Here is a 17,912-nt window from a genome sequence, read left to right on the forward strand (position 1 = left end):
TTAATATCAGCATATCGCCCGCCATCGCGCGGGCTTTTTTTTGAGGTTTTTCTCTGGCTAGCGATTTTTTGATCGTGCATGTGTACAGTGCATGAATTTGCATGTGGAACTTACCTCTCAATTTGCCCTGTCGCGCCAGTGCTGGTGTGGCCTGAGCTTCTCCATGCAACTGCATGAAAACCGCTACATGAAGCGGGTAGGCGTGGCGGGGGCACAATTGCGCGCTACCCTCCATGATTATTTTTAACCCCGAGAATTATCGATAGCGCGTTTGACATTTTCAAAAGAAGGATCACCCATTTTTAGGGCTTCGTTCATGTCAAAATAGTTAGGTTTGTTTATGATTTTATTCCAAGTAGTGGATAAATAAATTTTAAAAGCATTGGCACGATTGTATCGATCTTCAATGTTAAATGATTCACATGATGTACGCATGCTATTAACTATTTCAGGGTTAAATATAGGTGTATCGAAGAGCATTGCGTCAAGATAAGCGAAATCACTAATCCAACGTTTTAGATGATATTGTCCTATTGATGTTGTTCTAAATTTAGTTGGCATATCACCAATTAAGCCTGTTTCATCTTCTTCAAATGTGAAGCGTTGAGAGGTTTCAATGAGTTTTTTGTTTGTTGATTTTCTTAATGCATTTTCTGTTTGCTTAGGTATGAAACCTAAATTTTGCATTTCTTCAATTATTTTTCTTGTCTCGCAGAATCCATCTCGATCCTGTATTTCACTTTTTTCAGATAAAAAAGATACGATCAATGGCACTAAAAAATGTTCTGACTCATCAGCAATAGAAATATCAAACATGTTCATCGCTAGAGAGGTATTGGGGTCGAAATGTGAAAAATCTCCTAACAATGCCTGTTTTGAGAATTCGTGTACTGGTATTTGATATCGTCCTTCCTTCTCATATGTGTGAATTATTTTTTCTGCTTCTACATTGGGGCTTCCAATAAATCCAGTAATGAAGCTTAACGCTTGCCGTACATTACCTCCTGTTATGTTTTCGATGAACTCACCAAGTGCTTTGTTTTTTCTTAACGAATCAAGAAGTACTTTTATAAATATTGAAAGATTATCTATATGTATTCTGACGAATTCAGCTTGTTCTAAAGGTATTTTACCTTCAGACATTTCTAGAGCGAATTGAAGACGTTTATCAAGAACTTGGTCTATTCTTGGTGGGGATATAGTAAATACCTTGTGTGGATATGCAGTTAATGCACCAGAGGATTTTGATTTAAAAAAAGTTTGCGGCCGAACAGATATAAACACTAATGAATTCCATTCTTTTGCTAACTCTTGAGAGATGACGAATGCTCTTTGCTGGGTGTCAAAGTCACGTTGATCTGCATTATCTAAACAGATAATGATCTGTCTTTTATTTTGTTTTGATATATGACCTATTGAATTTTTTAGATGTTCATCCTTGTTGTTGATTTTGTTTTCGAGCATTTCAGTTTGTTTTTCTTCATATTTCTCTCTGTTTTTTTCTCGTAATCCTCCCCATATACCCGTTGAGAATCTCTGAATTTCTCTTGAATATACACCTTTGACAAATTTAATTTCTGTAATGTCAGTTTTATATTTTTCTAATAACTGGTTTTCAATCTCGTTGAGAATGAATATTTTAAGATTTTCAGCTAAAGTTGCGTTTGCCCCTAAATCAATATATAAATATATTGCTTCATTGAATTCTTTATATGCACTTGAATAAATCAGGTTTTTTACGAAGGATGTTTTACCAACGCCAACGTCGCCTATCAAAACAATGGGGCGTTTTGATAACGCTTCAGCCATTATGCTTGGATCAAGTCCCTGTTCTTTACGATCTGGTTTTACTGATGTGATTTGAGGTGATGATTCGCTATCGCTAAATAAAGCTGCATACCGTGCTTGCAGCATTTCTTTACTTAATAATGCATACTTAGAAAGTGCACCACTTTCGCAATAACACTTTTGATAGAACACATCTTCAATCTCTTTACTTTCAAGTACATCTTGGATTATTAATTCGGATATTTGACGAAGAGAGGTTTGTAAGTCGCTTGCATATCTAACTTTTGGATATGTGGCTAGATACGATGATAATTTATTCGGAATTCCTCTTGTATCAGATGTGAGATATTTCATTAATTTCTGTTCTTTTATCCCATAATATGAAATCATATTCCATACGAGAGTAAAATTAATCAGCATGCTTTCTAAACTTTCAAAGACTAAGGCTTTTCCTTCTAGGGGGGAACAACCATTTTGATTGCTTGCAATGAATGAAATATACTGATGTCCGTTGGTAGCTATAGCAATTGGAGTGCCTCTGGATGAACAATAATTTTGAACCTGCCGTATTGCATCGCCTAAGTCTTCATTTGATTTTAATAAGGTTGAAATGTCTATTGTGTTTTTTGTTGACAGTCCAGCAGGTATTTCAAATGCCCTGCCTTCTCTCTTTGCCTCAACAATAACCTGCCTCGGATTTCCTAATTCATAATCTGTAAATGTTTTTTCCTCATAGCTTTCTACTTCAACTTGATCCTCTGGCCATGCGAGTACATTGGTTATTATCTTATTTATAATATGGTGCCTCGTTTGAGCTTCATTTCTAATTTTATCACTATCATTATAGACAGCGACCAGTTCTTTCAATGCACTCTCACATTCAGCCATATTATTCATTTTTAAATCCTATGTTTATGAGAAATCATTTATTTTGGCGATTATCAACAAAAAATCCCCACCATTCCATCAGTTCTATACGCTGTTCAAAGTAAGTAGAGCGGTTATAAGCTCGTCTAACCTCATTCTTATCACAATGCGCTAACGCCGCTTCAATCACATCAGGATTAAAACCGGTTTCATTCATGGCGGTGCTGGCTATTGAGCGTAAACCATGAGCAACCAGTTTTCCACCGTAGCCGATGCGTTTTAGTGCTGCGTTGGCGGTCTGGCTGTTCATCGGCTTTTTAGGATCGTTACGGCTGGGGAAAACATACTCCCGGTTGCCGCTTATAGGGCGCATGATGTCGAGCAGTTCCAGCGCCTGTTCGCTGAGCGGCACAATATGATCGCGCTTGGCTTTCATTCTTTCAGCCGGAATGCTCCACGTTTTTTTCTCGATATCGATCTCAGCCCATGCTGTGGCGGAGGCTTCAGCCGGGCGGATAAGTGTCAATAATTGCCATTCCAGCAAGCAGCGGGTAGGAATGGAGAGGTTAGACATCGCAATGGTGCGCATCAGCGCGGGTAGCTCTTCTGGCCGAATGGTCGGCATATGCTGTTTTTTGGGGCGTTCAAAGGCCATACCAATGCCGGAGGCGGGGTTAGCATCAATCAGCCCGGTGTTAACCGCGTAAACCATAATTTCGTTGATGCGTTGTACTAACCGCCTGACGGTTTCCAGTGCGCCACGGGCTTTAATCGGCTCCAGCGCCTGTATCAGTGTGCGGGCTTTGATTTGTTGCACGGGGATATTTTCAATCGCCGGGAGCACGTCTTTTTCCAGTGACCGCCAAATGTCTTTGGCGTGATCCGCACTGACTTTGGTCTGCTTCAACGTGAACCAATTACGTGCCACATTGATGAAGATGCTTTCTACCGCTATTTGCGCTTCTTCGACTTCCTTAGCCACTTTTTCCTGTGGGTCTATTCCTTTGGCTAACAAGGACAGTTTTTCGTCTCTCATGGCGCGGGCATCGGCTAATGACAATGCCGGGTAAGCGCCAAAACCAATCATGGTACGTTGGCCTGTGGTTGGTTTCTGGTAACGGAACCGCCACAGTTTTTTCCCGGTGATTTTGACTAAGAGAAATAACCCGTTGCCGTCATGCAGCGTCAGGTCTTTGTCTGCCGCTTTGGCTTTTTGCACTTCGGTATGGGTGAGGGGGCGGGTTGTCCGTGCCATTGGGAGATATCCTTGATGATTGGTATACGCCTTTTGGTATATATCGTACCGTATACCAATACGTATACCAATAATCAGCGGATTTAGCCGGATATCGTCGGACAATGACGGAAACAAAAAAGCCCGCAAACCTAGGTGGGATGCGGGCTTTAAGGACTTTCCCGGACGTATCCGGATATGTAAGTGGTGGAGCTGGCGGGAGTTGAATCCGCGTCCGCATTTGATTCAACTAGTTGAATTATAAGATTTATTTTTATTAAGGTTCGAGCTCGTGCATTTTACGTGCATTTCCCGGTTTTGCCGGTGCTGTCGGGACGCATTGGGTGAGGATGAAAAACGAGGCTGGGGGACGCGATGTTCATTGTATGTTGAATTCGCGCCCCGCATTCCCGTCATAATCGGACAGGTAAGAACCGTAGTGACGAAAGAGCATTTCGGGTCCTTTGTGGCCCATTTGTGCGGCTAGCCAGAACAGGTTGGCACCTCGGCTGATGTGCCGGGTGGCAAAGGTGTGGCGGGTCTGATAGGGATTGCGGTAGCGTATTCCGGCTTTTTGGAGCGTGGGAACCCAGGCTTTCTTCCTGATGGCATCTGCGCCTGCCCACGGTGCGCCGGTTTTCGGATCGTCAAACACGAATTTGCTACGCATAAGCGTGAACGGTTTTTGCTCCTCAAGAGCGGTTAACGCTTCCGTGTCCAGATCGACACTACGGCGGCCAGCCTTGGTTTTGGTTTCTTTGATAACGCCAACAACGCGGGCAGATTTGACGTTAACGCGTTTTCCGGTGAAATCAATATCTTCCCAGCGTAGCGCACAGAGTTCAGAGCTGCGCATACCGGTATGAAAGGCAAATCGAAACAGGTTTTCCCACTGCTTGTTGCCTGCGGCGATATAGATGGCCGTTGCTTCTGCTGGGGAAAACGGGTCGACCTCATAATGACGGCCGCTATTCAACGGCCTGCTTGTCTGGTATCTGGCCGCGCTGACCAATTTTACCGGGTTAACCTCGATCAGCCCATCTGTGACGGCTTCATCAAGCGCACTACGCAGAAATGAGAGGCGATTCCTGGTGGTTTTCAGGGTTGTTTTTTGCTGACTGATCCAGTTTTTGAGGATTGCTGGGGTCAGGCTTGTTACTGGCAGCTTATGCAGTGCAGACAGCACTGAACGGCACTTTTTATACCCCACAAGGGTGGACGGTGAAAGATTCCGGTTTTTACAGATCGTCAGATACTCATCCAGATAGTCAATAACAGCCCGGCGACGGGTGATGGAGCCAAAAATCTTTAGCTTTCTGGAGTGAGGGAAATAATCGATGTAAGCAAAGCTCTCAGCCGCGATTTTATTCTGGATCTCGCCCAGTAGTCGTTCGGCATATTTGATGGTTTTCGTGTTCACGTCCATCAATGACAAGGGCTCCCGGCACAGCAGCCCTTTATAGGTAAAGGTCATCACCAGTGTGGAGCCGGTTTTGTGCTGGCGAAGGGTTATACCTCTGGGAAGTGATAGGGATCTCTGTTCTTTCTGGCCCATTTGGCAACCTCCGTTAAGTCTATCCAGCGTTCTTTCACTCCATCAACTTTTAATACCTGGACGCCTTCAATCCATACTCCCCTTTGTATCCGTTTGTTAATGGCATCCAGCGATTCACCGGACTCCCGGCAGTAGGCTGAAATGGGTATGCAATCCAGGTTCATCGATCGCCTCCGGTTGGTGCATTTGCGCTTGCCTGACGAGTCATACGTTTGGGCCCGCGGCAAGTCTTCACGGCTGCCATTCGTCATCCTTTCCTGCTCGTCTTCGAATAAGGCGACCGCAGAGGGGATCATCATGCAAAAAAGCGCAGTTGAACAAAACCGGTCAGGGCGTATACCAGCGTAAGGAGGATAGGTAACGGTGAAGACGGAATGTCAGGGGGAGAATGAAGGCGGCCTTGCTGTCTCGCCCATCGTACCACGGCGTTCTCGCCGTCAAGGGCGGCGCGCGCGTTGCGCGCTGGCGGCAAAGCCGTCTGCGACCCTGTGACGGCGTGCGCTGCGCCGTGCTGCGTCGGCTCCGGGCAATGTCGCCCGAGCAACCGGAGTATTGTCATGTCACAACCCACGTTCTCTTTGTTGACCGCGCCACTGCTGGTGCGGGATACACACGGGCTTTATCTGCCGGCGACGACTGAGCAAATCTTGCTGGCGGCACGTCAGGCCATAGACTGCAAAATGCCTTTAGGCACGGAGTTCACGTCAGCGAGCCAGACCCAGGCGTACCTGTGCGCCAAGCTGGCCGGGTTTGAGCGCGAAGTGTTCGCGGTGCTGTTTCTCACGACACGACACCGCCTCATTGAGTATGCCGAACTGTTTTACGGCACCCTTGCTACCACTGCGGTGTACCCGCGCGAAATCGTCAGAAAAGCGCTGAGCTGCAATGCCGCGGCGGTGATCCTGGCGCACAATCACCCGAGTGGAAATACGGAGCCGAGTCAGGCCGACCTGATGCTGACGCGCCGGGTCAGTGCGGCGCTGGCACTGGTGGACGTGCGGGTTCTGGATCACATCATTGTGGGCGGTAATGACACGTTGTCATTTGCTGAACGGGCATTACTGTGACCGTGGGGGCGTGAGCCCCCTTTTTTGCGGTGGCCTGCCCCTGACTGGATACCCCGTCATTCGGCGCAGCGCTGTGACTCGCCATGATGTGCTGCATCAGGTTGTGTGGCCGTGCATCGTCCCCGACACTGGTGATCGACTGCCGTAAGGTCGTGAAGGCGGCGTGGCCGATATGCCGGCAGCCTGGCTACGACGTTGCGTTGCGTGATGACTTCTGCCGTTGCCCGGTGAGGTAAGGTGCTGTCGCCCGTCATGGGAACAGCGTGAGGCTGACACTGGCGTGGCGAATCGGTAACGCCGTTGTGTCGGTCAGGTGCGTTAGTCATGGTGCCTTTCGGGAGCGGTAGGGCCATACGTCCTTGTGTCGTTGTGAATCCTGACGGGTGGCACGGCTACGCCTCGGGCCTGATGGCCGCAACCAGCAAGCACCAGCAATGTCCCCGGCGCCAGCGCCTTCCTCGCGCAGCAAATTCCTGGCGTTTGCTGGTCCTTCACGGTGTTACGGCCGCAGGTGCGGCCAGCCCGGTCCCCGTCTGTCGGCTCACAACAAGGACGCGATGGCGCGACCTTGATGAACCCGAAAGGAGAAATGATCATGGCTAACATCGGCACCTTCACCGCCCAGACAAACGGTTTTACCGGCACGGTTCACACCCTGACCCTTAACGTCAAGGTGAAGTTTGTTCCCAATGACCGAAGCGGCGACAGCGTCCCACGATTACCGCATCCAGACGGCAGGCGGTTACGACATCGGCGCAGCGTGGAAAAAAATCAGCCAGGCCGAACGGCCTTACCTGTCGGTCACGCTCGATGACCCGTCCCTTCCGGCGACCATTTACGCCCGCCTGATCGAGGACGATGACGGCACCTATAACCTGATTTGGTCGCGCAGCAAAGCGACGGTTTAACGAAAACACAGCACCCCGCCGAATGGCGGGGTAGCCACCGGTAGAGAATGGGCCACACCATCGGCTTTTCCGCTCAACGCCAAGCGGACATGGCAGACCCTGATCGGGTATTGCGGCATATGTGGGATGTGCTGCGGTCGAGGATAGTGAAGGGAAAAGCCTGTCCGCGATTCTGTGTAATCAGACGGACGGTGGTTACGATGTAGATGCTGTGCGGAAAAAATCAGCTAGATCGAACCGTTCTATAATCTCGGTAACCCTCAATGAGCTATCTCTATTACGCCCATGAACATGCTACCTACAGCCAATTAGCGAAATGCTGTTGCTTACCGTTGATTTATAAAGAGCCAACACAGCTAATTTAAAAATTATTTTTCCATAAATAATCCATACGGATTTAGATAGCCTACATAGGTCGGTTTTTTTTTGTAATGAGTTGTATTGCAAGACCACCTTAAGGCGGAATAACCAGCCATAATTCGATGTCCAACCCATCTTTCATCGATCAATTTAAAACCGCTTGGTTTATTCAAAAGTAATAAACTGCCCATGAATTTTATCCATTCATGATTTTTTATTAACCTGTTTCCATAAGCATGGAAAGACCTACCGCTATTAAAAATGTAAAAGCTTAAATTCCAATGGGATGCTAAGTCTCTTAGTGGTGTGCTATCAATTATACCTCTATCAACATTACCAAAATCGATTAATGGAATGTGATGTTCCGAGCCAAAGTCAAAAAGTTGTGAATGGAGTGCTAACTCTTCACCATGTTGTAAATTTGCTATCATATCTAATAAAGTTTGTTCGTTAAGTTGCCATATCGGTAGGCTAAAAATATATCTCTCATCAGTAAAGCTTTGAGGTAAATAACGGTACTTACTAAATGTAAGAGAAATGCTACTAGACACGACACTATTCTTTATCTGGGTTTCTATAAGATTAGTCACCCATAATATTGGATGCCTACTAAAAAATGGATAATTTGTTAGTAATTCGTTCATTTTATTTATACCTTTATACCTTTAAGCATATGATACATTTCCATTGCAAATTGATCTGTCATGCCGGAAACAAAATCAACTATAAGGTGGACGCGAAGTTTCCATTCGATAGTACTATCAATTGACTCTAATCTGTTTTTGATTTTTTCTTCAGAATAACCAGGGTCATTTAATGGCAAATCTAATAAAGATGTTTTATATGCATTGAGATGCTTAGAAGGAAGCCTGTTGAATAAGCGTCTTTGAATGTCTAAATTGTTTTTTCTGATTTTTTTGTTATCTTTTGTTAATAGGAGTGAAAAATCGTTTTTTGAAAGTGATAATAATTGTAAGTATTCATCCAATATCCCTTTTATTATAGAAAATCCTGATAACTCCATTCTTTCGGCTTCTTCAGAGGTGAATAAGTATTGAGATGTATAATCTTTAAGGATTTTCAATAGATTGTATTCGAAATCTGATTCTGAAATTAATTCTTTATTATATTGTGATTTTATAAGGCTGTCATATTTTTCCACAAAGCGAAGAGCAACTTGTTCTACGAGATAATTAGAGAGCTTTGTTTTAAAAGATAAAAAACTACCAATCGGTGAGTTCGGAGTAACAGATAAACTGTTAATTAATTCTTCGCATATTTTTTCTTGTTTGGGGATGGAATTTTTGAGATCTGAAAGTTTTTTGGTTGTAAATTCTTTGAAGTTTTCAAAAGAAATTATTTTTTTCTCTATACCATCTTCAATGTCGCTTATGCAATAAGATATGTCATCTGAAGCCTCCATTAAAAAACCCAGAGGGTGTCTTGAATTAGGTGGCATGTCAAGGCTTTTCCAAGCTCCTTCTATTATATTCTTTTCGCTGCAGAAGTATCCGATTTTTTTACTAAATGGTTTTTCGGAATTAATGCTTTTAGGACAAAATGTATACTTAAGGAAGGCAGCTAGTTGTGTATATGTTAAATTGAGTCCATAATATCCGTCCTCTCCCTGTAAGCGAGTTATAACTCTCAGACCCTGAGGGTTGCCGTCAAAATTATTTATATCACAAAGTAAATCATCAAATTCTTCATTATTTAATTCTTTATTTATTGATGTTTTAATTGATTTTTTTATTTCGTCAGATTTACTCCACTTTACTATTGCGGACTCACCAAAGTGACCAAAAGGTGGATTGCCAATATCATGCATTAAACATGCGGTTTCTACAATATTGGAAATTGTTAGGTTGTTTTTCATCCAGAGGTTTTTTATTGAACTATCGATTCTATCGGCTGCTAATATTTTTTCAAAAATAGAGGCTACTAAATAGCGGCCTATATGTGAAACTTCGATTGAGTGGGTCAAGCGAGAACGAACAGAAGAATTACTTTCTAATGAGAATACTTGAGCTTTCTGCTGTAATCGTCTAAAAGCTGCAGAATATATTAACCTTGCTCGATCACTTTGAGTGGCTGCAAGAATTGATGAGTGATCTGCACTAGACTTTCTATATCTATCCGTTTTAATTAATTTATCCATTTATTATCTCCAGAGTTAATTTTGACTCATTATTATTGATTCTGTTTTTTATGTGCAATTATCTATTGTAGTCGAATAATTCTAACAGAAAAAGTTTTTTTTGCTACTGCATGATAGATATCTCGTTGGCCAAGTTAAACTCAAGTGGAGTTCTTCCTATAAAGACTGACTCTATGATTAATATCCAAAGTGAGATGATTAAATAGCTGTGCGGAATAGTGCTCCACTTTCGGCCAGCTCTTGCAGGGTAAGGCGTTGGAGCTGTTTTCTCTGTCTGGCTGTTCTACATAAGGCCTCGGATGTGTTGCCCTTACGCAACATGCCACATGTCAGTAAACGGTAGGTGTAGCGGTATTAGCCGCAGCTATTTAGGCTGTGTCCCTTAACTTAACAGTCGCTTCAAAAATAACCGGACAACACCCAGTTTAAGTATACTCAAGTAGTTTCTGGCTGTTCTTTCCGGGCGGGTGGCAATACGGCGATGTTCGTTCAGCCAGGCCAAGGCTGGGCAAAACAGCGTTCAACGACGTTGCGCTTTTTATACCACCGGATATCGAGTTTTCGCCGTTTCTCCCGGCTGGATTTTTCATTCGACCTGAACGGAATAACGGTTTTTATTCCTTTTATTGTCAGCTTTAAATCACCTCCTCGAGAGGTGGTGATTGTTTTTAAGATAATAACGTGGCTACTGACTTCGCATTACGACAACTTCGATCAGACTCACGGCGCTATCGATCTTAATCGGCATTCTGCCGTTTGACGCTTATCCCCCTGACTGGAACGGTCATGATCCCGGGTACGGTTTCGGGTAAGGTCGTAAACGCTGGCGTGACGGGTCATGCCATTAACACCCACTAATGATTTGTATTATCGGCTTCTCTTTTGTCAATGGTCCTTTCAATGCCTGTGGTGATGAACACGGTTTCTGACAGGAGAAAGTATCATGACGCCTCATCCCTCCGGGCATTGCCGCCCTATTGCCGCTTACCTTTACGTTTTACATCTTGATGGCCCCGCGCTGGCCTGGGAATACCTGCGCCGAAATCCGGATTACCGCTGTGACTGGCTCCACCGCCCGCGTCGGGCCGGTGGAGCCCAACGCTGGGGCCTACGCCTGTGGGAAGATCCGTCCCTGGATGCGCGTGAGGCGCATCCCGTCTGGTATCCCGACCCTGACAGCGTTGTGCTGCTTTACCCGGATGCCGACCCACCGCCCGATGCCCCAGTTTTCGCCTTCTGGCACATGCCGGGTCGTCATACGCTGGTGCATGATGGCCGACGTTTACTGCTGTTGACGCGCTGGCCCGGCGGTTGCCTGCGGCTGGTGTGTGTACCGATGCCGGCTGATGGCATGGCGTATGTCTGTGCCGTCAGGGGCGGTGTGTTGCTGCGTTCCCGTTACCGGCCATTAGCGGCCGCGTTGAGTCACGGGGCGGAAAGGCGCAATGCAGTACCGGATAGGATGGTTTGTCCCCGGCCTTCCCCCACCGCATTGCGGGAGTTACATACCCTGCAGGCGCTGGATGCGTCGCTGGCTGGTGCTTCCTTGCGTGACGTGGCGGCCGGTTTAATGGGCGCGGAGGGCCTTGCTGACGCCTGGCACGCGGATAGCGGCCTCCGCTCCCGAGTCCGGCGGCTGGTCTCTCGCGGCAAGCGGCTGATGTGGGGCGGGTATCGCTGTCTTGTTTCCCCGTCCGTGGCTGGGAAGGGCCGTTCTGTTTCCGGCGCAAAACGGCCCTGAGCAGGCGAACGTATTTTTTCGAGACTGTCTCCGTTTGGCTGCGCTGGCGTGGCTGACCCTGTTGACTACTGGAGGTTGATCCTATGCGCCCTGTTCCTGTTCGCCCTGATGTTGCTGTTGCGGTTACGCCGCAGCCTGCCCGTTCCCCGCAGCCGCCCCGTTATCTGACCAACGACGAAGCGGCTGCCTATCTGCGATTATCACCGCGCACGCTGGAAAAGCAGCGGGTCATTGGTGGTGGGCCGCGCTTTCGCAAATTTGGCCGCCGTGTCATGTATGCGGTATCGGATCTGGATAGCTGGGCTAATCAGCACAGCTTTGAAACCACGTCCGATCCTGACTATGCCGAGTACCACTCGGCCGACAGCCGTGTACGCTGAATGGCGGCGCGTTGGCCGCACGTCTGATGTCCGGTTCGCTCGACCTGTTCCAGGCATTGCCGGGACGCATGGCACCGCGCGATGCCCGGGATCTGATGGCGTATCCCTTCTTTTCCCTGTCGAAATCACGCCGCACGGTGCCGATCGAGTATGGCATCGGTACCGTGAGGATCCGGGTGGAAGGTACTGCCGAACAGGGTATTGCCACCATCTGGGACGCCGACATTCTGATCTGGGCGGCCAGCCAAATCGTCGAAGCCCGCGACGCGGGCATTCCGACGTCACGCCGGATGCGGGCCACGCCCTACGAGATCCTGACTTTTATCGGTCGTGGCACTTCGCAGCGGGACTATCAGCGGCTGAAAGCTGCCCTCGACCGGCTGCAGTCCACTACTGTTGCCACCTCGATTCGAGCCGAAAGTGGACGGCGGTTACACCGTTTCTCCTGGCTCAACGAATGGCACGAGCGAACCGATACCCGGGGCATGTCGCTGGGCATCGAGCTGATCCTGCCGGACTGGTTTTACGCCGGTGTTCTCGATGCGGCGCTGGTCCTGACCATCGATTCGGCTTACTTCCGACTGACCGGTGGGATCGAGCGCTGGCTGTATCGTCTGGTGCGCAAACATGGCGGCCGACAGGCTGCTGGGTGGCGGTTCGATTTTCGCCATTTGTACCGCAAATCCGGCAGCGCAGCCCGGTACAGCGATTTCGCCTGCGATCTGCGCACGCTGGTGGCCCGCCAGTCCCTGCCGGGGTATGTGCTCGGTATCGGGCGTTTGCCGGGAGGCGGGGAGCTACTCACGTTCCGGCCGGTGTCATCCGCAGCACGGGGATAACCTGGGAAAAAACGGTGAAGACGGTCGTGCTATCAGGCGCACGGGCTATCGTGCTATCGAGCGTACCCCCCTCGTGCTATCAGGCGCATCGGCGAGCCCGTATCCCGCTGTTGGCGCGGGTTTGGCATCGCGCTAACGGTTCTAACATAAAAAAACTAACGAATTGTTGGGGACGGCGATACCGGTGGATAACCGGTAAACGGCACGCCCAGACCGCTGGCAGAAAGCCGTGGTTCAACACCCTGAGTCCTTGCAGGACGGGCGGCAACATCACCGCAAAAGAGCGCGGATGGCAGGAGAACATACCCCGATGAGCATGACACATCACGTCCGGTGGGGATCGCCTTCACTGTGGCTGGCGGGCCTGTCGTTATCCGGTCTGGTTTCACTGGCCTGGGCAGCGGTGGGGGACGTTACGCCGTATCTGGTCTACAACCCGACGGACAGTATTGCCCCAGGCTGGTATCGCCTTCAGCCGCTTCGCCCGCCATTGCCACCGCTGTCTGTCGGCAGCGTGGTACTGGTGTCGCCTCCGGTTGAGGCCGCACTGCTGGCCGCGCAGCGTGGTTACCTGCCAGCGGGAGTGCCACTGCTTAAACCGATTGGGGCTATGGCACCCCAACAGGTGTGTGTTATCGCCGACACGGTGCGTATTAACGGCGTGGTTGTGGCTCGCGTGCTGCGGGCCGACCGGCTGGGGCGGCCGTTATCGGCCTGGCCGGGCTGCCGGCACCTGTATCCAGGCGAGGTGTTCCTGCTGAGCACCACGAACCCGGCATCGTTTGACAGTCGTTATTTTGGACCGGTACCGATGGCCTCTGTGCGGGGAGCGGCACAACCCCTGCTGACAAGGTAGCGGCTTACGGCTGAACAGCGCGTCGTGGAATAGACGAAGGGCAGGGCAAGATAAAAGGGGGCGACACGCGGTGACGCCGACATGCCGTCTGCACACGGGGAAAGGGCGGCACGCATCCGGTGTGCTGGCGTGCTGTGGAACCACTAATTGATTATTAATCATGGCTATTTCCTGTGCTGACAAGTAGCTGGGAGGAAGTGATGAGCCAGAAGCATGATGAGCGTTTTACCCCTCGTCCGGGCAGGCCGAAGCAGCATGGCGATGCCTTTGTACGTCAGGTGGCTCGCCAGATAAACAAGGCCGGTATCAGGACCGCTAAAAATGGGCGACGCCCCGGTGCCCGACTGGGGCGCGGCCAGGTTGCTGCGCGATTTGCCCATGATGCCTATTCACCAGACTGGCGGCGTGTGACGATAAAGACCCGGCTGGTAAATCTGACGAAAGCCGGTGCCCGTTCAATATCCACACACCTGCGTTATATCGAGCGTGACGGTGTCGGCCGACAGGGGGAACCGGGTCAGGCTTATGGCCCACTGACCGATCACGCCGATTGGGATGCGTTCGAGCTACGCGGACGTGAAGATCGGCATCAGTTTCGCGTTATCGTTTCGCCTGAAGACGCGGAGTCTCTCGACGATTTGCGAACCTATACCCGTCAACTGATGGTGCGTATGGAAGCCGATCTGGGCACCCGGCTGGACTGGGTGGCGGTGGATCACTGGAATACCGATAATCCGCACACCCATATTGTATTGCGGGGCAAAGACGAGACCGGCAGAGATCTGATTATTTCGCGGGATTATATTGCCGAGGGGATGCGGTTGCGGGCCGCGGCATTGGCTACGGAATGGTTGGGGCCGCGCACCGAGCTGGAAATGCAGCAAACCCGCCAGCATGAAGTGGAGCAGGCGCGGTGGACGGGGCTGGATCGTACGCTTCAGCGTCTTGCCGACAACGGCCGGGTGCATACTGCGAAGCTTTCAGCGTCATCCTTGCGACACCAGCGGCAGCTGCTGATTGGCCGACTACAATATTTAGCGCGGATGGGGCTGGCATGTGAGCAGACGCCCGGTGTCTGGGACGTACAGGCAGACGCGGAAAAGACGCTGAGAGCGATGGGTGAGCGTGGCGATATCATCCGGGCTATGCAACGCGCCATGCACGGTCAACCCCGTGAGCTGGCGGTGTTCCAGCCCGGTGAAGACCCTCATCCACTCATCGGCCGGGTGGCCGGTAAAGGGTTGGCTGATGAACTGTATGACAGAGGATATCTGGTGATTGACGGTGTGGACGGCAAGGCTCACTACGTGGTGTTGCCGCCCGGCGCCGATCTAGCGCAGTTTCCTAGTGGTTCGGTGGTGGCGGTGAACGGGGCCGCTATCCGCCAGACTGACCGGAATATTGCAAGTCTGGCGTCCGCGGGTATCTATCGCACCGAACATCATCTGAGGGTAGCACAGCACCGGGATGACGGTTTCGATCCACATGACGAGGTGGCTTTCCATGTGCGCCGGCTGGAGGCGTTACGCCGGGCAGAGATTGTCGAGCGTGTGACACAAGGTGTCTGGCGAATTCCTGACGATTTGCCTGAGCGTGGCCGTCAGTACGATTTACAGCGTCTGGCTGGTGGGGCTGCTGTCTCGCTGCAATCACCCTTGCCGGTTGAACGCCAGATCCGGGCAATCGGGGCGACCTGGCTCGATCAGCAGTTGCTCAGTGGAAACCTATCGCCGGATGTACGTGGCTTTGGGTGCGAGGTGCGGGCAGCGCTCCGCCAGCGTGTTGACTTTCTTATCTCGCAAGGGCTGGCGGTACAGGAAGGGCAACGAGTGCGCCTGGTGCGTAACCTGCTGGCGACACTGCGCCAGCGTGAGCTGGAGAAAACTGCGCAGGATATTGCCCGGGAAACCGGACTGGTATATCGCCCCGCGACTGACGAGCAATGTATAAGCGGTATCTACCGACGCAGTTTGTTACTTGCCAGCGGGCGCTACGCGATGCTGGATGACGGGCTGGGCTTCAGCCTGGTGCCGTGGAAACCAGTCATCGAACCACGGCTAGGTCAGTCAATGACGGCGACCATCCGTGGTAACCGTGTGGCCTGGGAATTCAGCCGGCAGCGGGGACCGGCTATTGGCTGAGGTGTTGTGTCCTGGAGGCGGACAGGTTTAATGGCTTACTGCGGCGTAATCAACAGCGTCGAGTTGGGGTTGTTTTTCTTGTACCGGTGGTACTGCAAAATCAGTGTTGCCAAATCGTCATCCACGGCATAGAAATAAGCTTCAGGTACATCCAACACTGCTGCGAACCGGCAAACCAGTTTGAAGTCGGGCGCATGGGTTTCCTTCTCATACTGACTGACTCGCGCACCTGCCGACTCTTCATCAATCCCGGCCTGTCTTCCTAGCTCTGCCTGGGTTAACCCCACATTGACCCTTGCCAGCCTCAAGCGTTTACCAATCACCGTGTTACCTTGTCTGTTTATCAAACGATGATTGATTATCACGGTATCGTGGCTACGCTTCTTGAAAAAATCCTTTAAAAATAAAAGTAATACTTTATTTTTGTACTTTTTTTGGTCTTAAATAAAGTAATTCTTAGTGATAAAAAGGATTACTAATGATGACCGCGTTTATGTGGAGAGTGTCGGTTTGGCTGAGACCTAGCCGATTTTTGAGCGGAATTATGAAATTGCTGTGCGACGCGCCCTTGCTGGTGAAGAGCATAATGCAGAGATTCATAAAGCCCTCCCTAGGCAACCAGCACCACGGCCAGTAGACTCAGAAGTAGCCAAGCAGCACATAGAGCGATTGAAAAGGATGCTGAAGGGCGGTAAATGACCGCCCTTTATTAGCTAGGCGATGTGATTTCTCTGTCTTGTTTTTTCTTGTATTTCAATGATTTGAAAGCTAAAATTACTATATTTTTCACTGACCAATTGGAGTCTTTTCTCTGTAATGTCTGAGATTTTATTAAAACCCATTTTTCTAGCTAGATGTTTGACTGGAATTTCACAATCAGATTCCATCAGAATGCATTTTCTTTTCCCTCTGTCAGTTTCATTCAGTTCCGCAACTGCGTGAGCGGTCGTTCCTGAACCAGCAAAAAAGTCGAGGATAAGTGCATTATCAGATGAGCAAACATCAATTATTTTTTTTATGTAAGAAAGTGGCTTAGGCGTATCAAACACCTTCCCGCCGAATAGCTTATTAATTTCATTTGTAGCTCTCTCTGTGTAGAAGTCGGTCTCACTCCAAAGAGAGCGAACTTTCGTTCTTTTTTCCTTTGCAGCATCGCCAGAGTAGTTTTTGACGTAAATAACCCCATTTTTACTAGCGTAAAGCTGCCAAGCTCTTTCTCTCGCTGTGTCGGCTCCCCAAAGCCAGCGTCTGTCTATACCTTTTGAATCTACTGGATAGGTGATCTTCCAATTATCAATAGGATCAACGGAAACCTCCCCACTTTCAGGATTATAATAGAGTGGGTAGAACATATTTGGTCTATCTGATTTTAGGCTAGCTTCACCCTTCTTGCGGAAAAGTCCATCGATGCGATATCCACCAAATTTATCTTGCTTATCGTAGCTTGTTTCATCAGCCTGACCGCGAAGAAAAGCTTTATCCGATTTCCCATAAATCATCAAATACTCATGGTTAGATGCAAGATTCTTTTTGCTCCCTTTACCATTTTTCGATCTGCATACGATTACATTACCAATGAAGTTTTCCTCTCCAAAGATGCAATCCATAAGTATCTTAAGGTAGGCGCATTCATAGTCATCAATACTAATAGCTATAACGCCTGAATCCTTTAGTATCTCTCTAGCTGCAACTAGACGAGACAGCATAAACGTCATCCAACTCGAGTGAGTACCAAAATGCCCACTAGAATCAGACTTTCTAGAATCATTGTATAGAAATTTCGAGCCTGTATTGTACGGGGGATCAATGTAACAAAAGTCCACAATCCCAGGGCTGCGTAACGCAATTTCTTTAAGGTATGGTAAGTTGTCGCCAACAAAGAGGGTTGTGTCAGCTTCGCGCCGTTCTTGTACAGCATCACAGACTTCCCTCTCACTAAGAGGCAGATAATGTTGGGGCTCAAACCCAAGCTCTCTCTCTAACTTGCTGATTTTTATATCCATTATTGATAACATATC

General features: G+C 48.9%; 15 protein-coding genes and 2 pseudogenes. 8 read left to right on the plus strand and 9 right to left on the minus strand.

Annotated elements, in window-relative coordinates; all coding sequences use genetic code 11:
* The first annotated feature begins 103 nt into the window (after nt 1-103).
* Nucleotides 104-247 carry a hypothetical protein gene (locus DDA898_RS23375; protein WP_162471544.1) on the plus strand — a complete coding sequence of 48 codons (144 nt, stop codon included), beginning with the start codon at nt 104-106 and terminating at the stop codon, nt 245-247.
* Here the strand turns inward: DDA898_RS23375 and DDA898_RS04280 are convergent.
* The 4 genes from DDA898_RS04280 to DDA898_RS23575 form a co-directional block, all read right to left on the minus strand.
* Nucleotides 244-2,685: an ATP-binding protein gene (locus tag DDA898_RS04280; RefSeq protein WP_038910325.1), complete on the minus strand. Its 2,442-nt coding sequence runs from the start codon at nt 2,683-2,685 to the stop codon at nt 244-246. The two genes, DDA898_RS23375 and DDA898_RS04280, sit on opposite strands and share 4 nt — an antisense overlap.
* A gap of 25 nt (nt 2,686-2,710) precedes the next feature.
* Nucleotides 2,711-3,910, minus strand: a complete 1,200-nt coding sequence (locus DDA898_RS04285) for an integrase domain-containing protein (protein ID WP_038910326.1) — start codon at nt 3,908-3,910, stop codon at nt 2,711-2,713.
* Nucleotides 3,911-4,268: 358 nt separating this feature from the next.
* Nucleotides 4,269-5,444 carry a tyrosine-type recombinase/integrase gene (locus DDA898_RS04290; RefSeq protein WP_038910327.1) on the minus strand — a complete coding sequence of 392 codons (1,176 nt, stop codon included), beginning with the start codon at nt 5,442-5,444 and terminating at the stop codon, nt 4,269-4,271.
* Nucleotides 5,399-5,608, minus strand: coding sequence for a hypothetical protein (locus DDA898_RS23575; RefSeq protein ID WP_027711199.1), 210 nt, complete (start codon nt 5,606-5,608; stop codon nt 5,399-5,401). Before DDA898_RS23575 ends, DDA898_RS04290 begins: the two co-directional genes overlap by 46 nt.
* Nucleotides 5,609-6,001: 393 nt before the next feature.
* Between DDA898_RS23575 and DDA898_RS04300 the strand changes: the two genes are divergently transcribed.
* Together DDA898_RS04300 and DDA898_RS04305 are read left to right on the plus strand one after the other, a co-directional pair.
* Nucleotides 6,002-6,511, plus strand: a complete 510-nt coding sequence (locus tag DDA898_RS04300) for a JAB domain-containing protein (RefSeq protein ID WP_038910328.1) — start codon at nt 6,002-6,004, stop codon at nt 6,509-6,511.
* Nucleotides 6,512-7,106: 595 nt separating this feature from the next.
* Nucleotides 7,107-7,419 (plus strand): annotated as a pseudogene (locus DDA898_RS04305) (DUF736 domain-containing protein).
* Nucleotides 7,420-7,787: 368 nt separating this feature from the next.
* Here the strand turns inward: DDA898_RS04305 and DDA898_RS22030 are convergent.
* The 3 genes and pseudogenes from DDA898_RS22030 to DDA898_RS23960 all read right to left on the minus strand — a co-directional run.
* Nucleotides 7,788-8,423 (minus strand): primase 1D-like protein, encoded by a 636-nt coding sequence (locus DDA898_RS22030; RefSeq protein WP_071604499.1) that lies wholly within the window; start codon nt 8,421-8,423, stop codon nt 7,788-7,790.
* Between the two features lie 5 nt (nt 8,424-8,428).
* Nucleotides 8,429-9,937, minus strand: a complete 1,509-nt coding sequence (gene dgt, locus DDA898_RS04310) for a dGTPase (RefSeq protein ID WP_038910329.1) — start codon at nt 9,935-9,937, stop codon at nt 8,429-8,431.
* 382 nt (nt 9,938-10,319) lie between these two features.
* Nucleotides 10,320-10,576: pseudogene (locus tag DDA898_RS23960) on the minus strand (IS5 family transposase); the annotation flags it as partial.
* Nucleotides 10,577-10,880: 304 nt separating this feature from the next.
* On the opposite strand from DDA898_RS23960, the gene DDA898_RS22035 reads away from it, so the two are divergent.
* From DDA898_RS22035 to DDA898_RS04330, 5 genes are all read left to right on the plus strand, one after another.
* On the plus strand, nt 10,881-11,678 hold the full coding sequence (locus DDA898_RS22035; protein ID WP_071604500.1) for a DUF2285 domain-containing protein: 798 nt from the start codon (nt 10,881-10,883) through the stop codon (nt 11,676-11,678).
* An 83-nt stretch (nt 11,679-11,761) separates the two neighbouring features.
* Entirely contained in the window at nt 11,762-12,058 is a 297-nt protein-coding gene (locus DDA898_RS04315; RefSeq protein WP_012768890.1) for a helix-turn-helix domain-containing protein, read from the plus strand.
* Nucleotides 12,059-12,069: 11 nt separating this feature from the next.
* Nucleotides 12,070-12,897: a replication initiator protein A gene (locus DDA898_RS04320; RefSeq protein WP_027711209.1), complete on the plus strand. Its 828-nt coding sequence runs from the start codon at nt 12,070-12,072 to the stop codon at nt 12,895-12,897.
* 310 nt (nt 12,898-13,207) lie between these two features.
* Nucleotides 13,208-13,753 carry a S26 family signal peptidase gene (locus DDA898_RS04325; RefSeq protein WP_050570186.1) on the plus strand — a complete coding sequence of 182 codons (546 nt, stop codon included), beginning with the start codon at nt 13,208-13,210 and terminating at the stop codon, nt 13,751-13,753.
* Between the two features lie 200 nt (nt 13,754-13,953).
* A complete protein-coding gene (locus tag DDA898_RS04330; RefSeq protein WP_038910331.1) occupies nt 13,954-15,894 on the plus strand; it encodes a relaxase/mobilization nuclease and DUF3363 domain-containing protein in 1,941 nt (646 codons plus the stop codon).
* A 35-nt stretch (nt 15,895-15,929) separates the two neighbouring features.
* Here DDA898_RS04330 and DDA898_RS04335 read toward each other — a convergent pair whose 3' ends face one another.
* Together DDA898_RS04335 and DDA898_RS04340 are read right to left on the minus strand one after the other, a co-directional pair.
* A complete protein-coding gene (locus DDA898_RS04335) occupies nt 15,930-16,259 on the minus strand; it encodes a helix-turn-helix domain-containing protein (RefSeq protein WP_107768169.1) in 330 nt (109 codons plus the stop codon).
* A 348-nt stretch (nt 16,260-16,607) separates the two neighbouring features.
* Nucleotides 16,608-17,897 carry a site-specific DNA-methyltransferase gene (locus tag DDA898_RS04340; RefSeq protein ID WP_038912430.1) on the minus strand — a complete coding sequence of 430 codons (1,290 nt, stop codon included), beginning with the start codon at nt 17,895-17,897 and terminating at the stop codon, nt 16,608-16,610.
* Nucleotides 17,898-17,912: the final 15 nt, after the last annotated feature.

The sequence above is a fragment of the Dickeya dadantii NCPPB 898 genome (genome assembly GCF_000406145.1).
Lineage (GTDB): Bacteria > Pseudomonadota > Gammaproteobacteria > Enterobacterales > Enterobacteriaceae > Dickeya > Dickeya dadantii.

Excerpts from the sequence above, each read along its gene's own strand:
- DDA898_RS04280 (WP_038910325.1), bottom strand. The coding sequence starts at position 2,685 with ATGAATAATATGGCTGAATGTGAGAGTGCATTGAAAGAACTGGTCGCT.
- DDA898_RS04285 (WP_038910326.1), bottom strand. The coding sequence starts at position 3,910 with ATGGCACGGACAACCCGCCCCCTCACCCATACCGAAGTGCAAAAAGCC.
- DDA898_RS04290 (WP_038910327.1), bottom strand. The coding sequence starts at position 5,444 with ATGGGCCAGAAAGAACAGAGATCCCTATCACTTCCCAGAGGTATAACC.
- DDA898_RS23575 (WP_027711199.1), bottom strand. The coding sequence starts at position 5,608 with ATGAACCTGGATTGCATACCCATTTCAGCCTACTGCCGGGAGTCCGGT.
- DDA898_RS04300 (WP_038910328.1), top strand. The coding sequence starts at position 6,002 with ATGTCACAACCCACGTTCTCTTTGTTGACCGCGCCACTGCTGGTGCGG.
- DDA898_RS22030 (WP_071604499.1), bottom strand. The coding sequence starts at position 8,423 with ATGAACGAATTACTAACAAATTATCCATTTTTTAGTAGGCATCCAATA.
- dgt (WP_038910329.1), bottom strand. The coding sequence starts at position 9,937 with ATGGATAAATTAATTAAAACGGATAGATATAGAAAGTCTAGTGCAGAT.
- DDA898_RS22035 (WP_071604500.1), top strand. The coding sequence starts at position 10,881 with ATGACGCCTCATCCCTCCGGGCATTGCCGCCCTATTGCCGCTTACCTT.
- DDA898_RS04315 (WP_012768890.1), top strand. The coding sequence starts at position 11,762 with ATGCGCCCTGTTCCTGTTCGCCCTGATGTTGCTGTTGCGGTTACGCCG.
- DDA898_RS04325 (WP_050570186.1), top strand. The coding sequence starts at position 13,208 with ATGAGCATGACACATCACGTCCGGTGGGGATCGCCTTCACTGTGGCTG.
- DDA898_RS04330 (WP_038910331.1), top strand. The coding sequence starts at position 13,954 with ATGAGCCAGAAGCATGATGAGCGTTTTACCCCTCGTCCGGGCAGGCCG.
- DDA898_RS04340 (WP_038912430.1), bottom strand. The coding sequence starts at position 17,897 with ATGGATATAAAAATCAGCAAGTTAGAGAGAGAGCTTGGGTTTGAGCCC.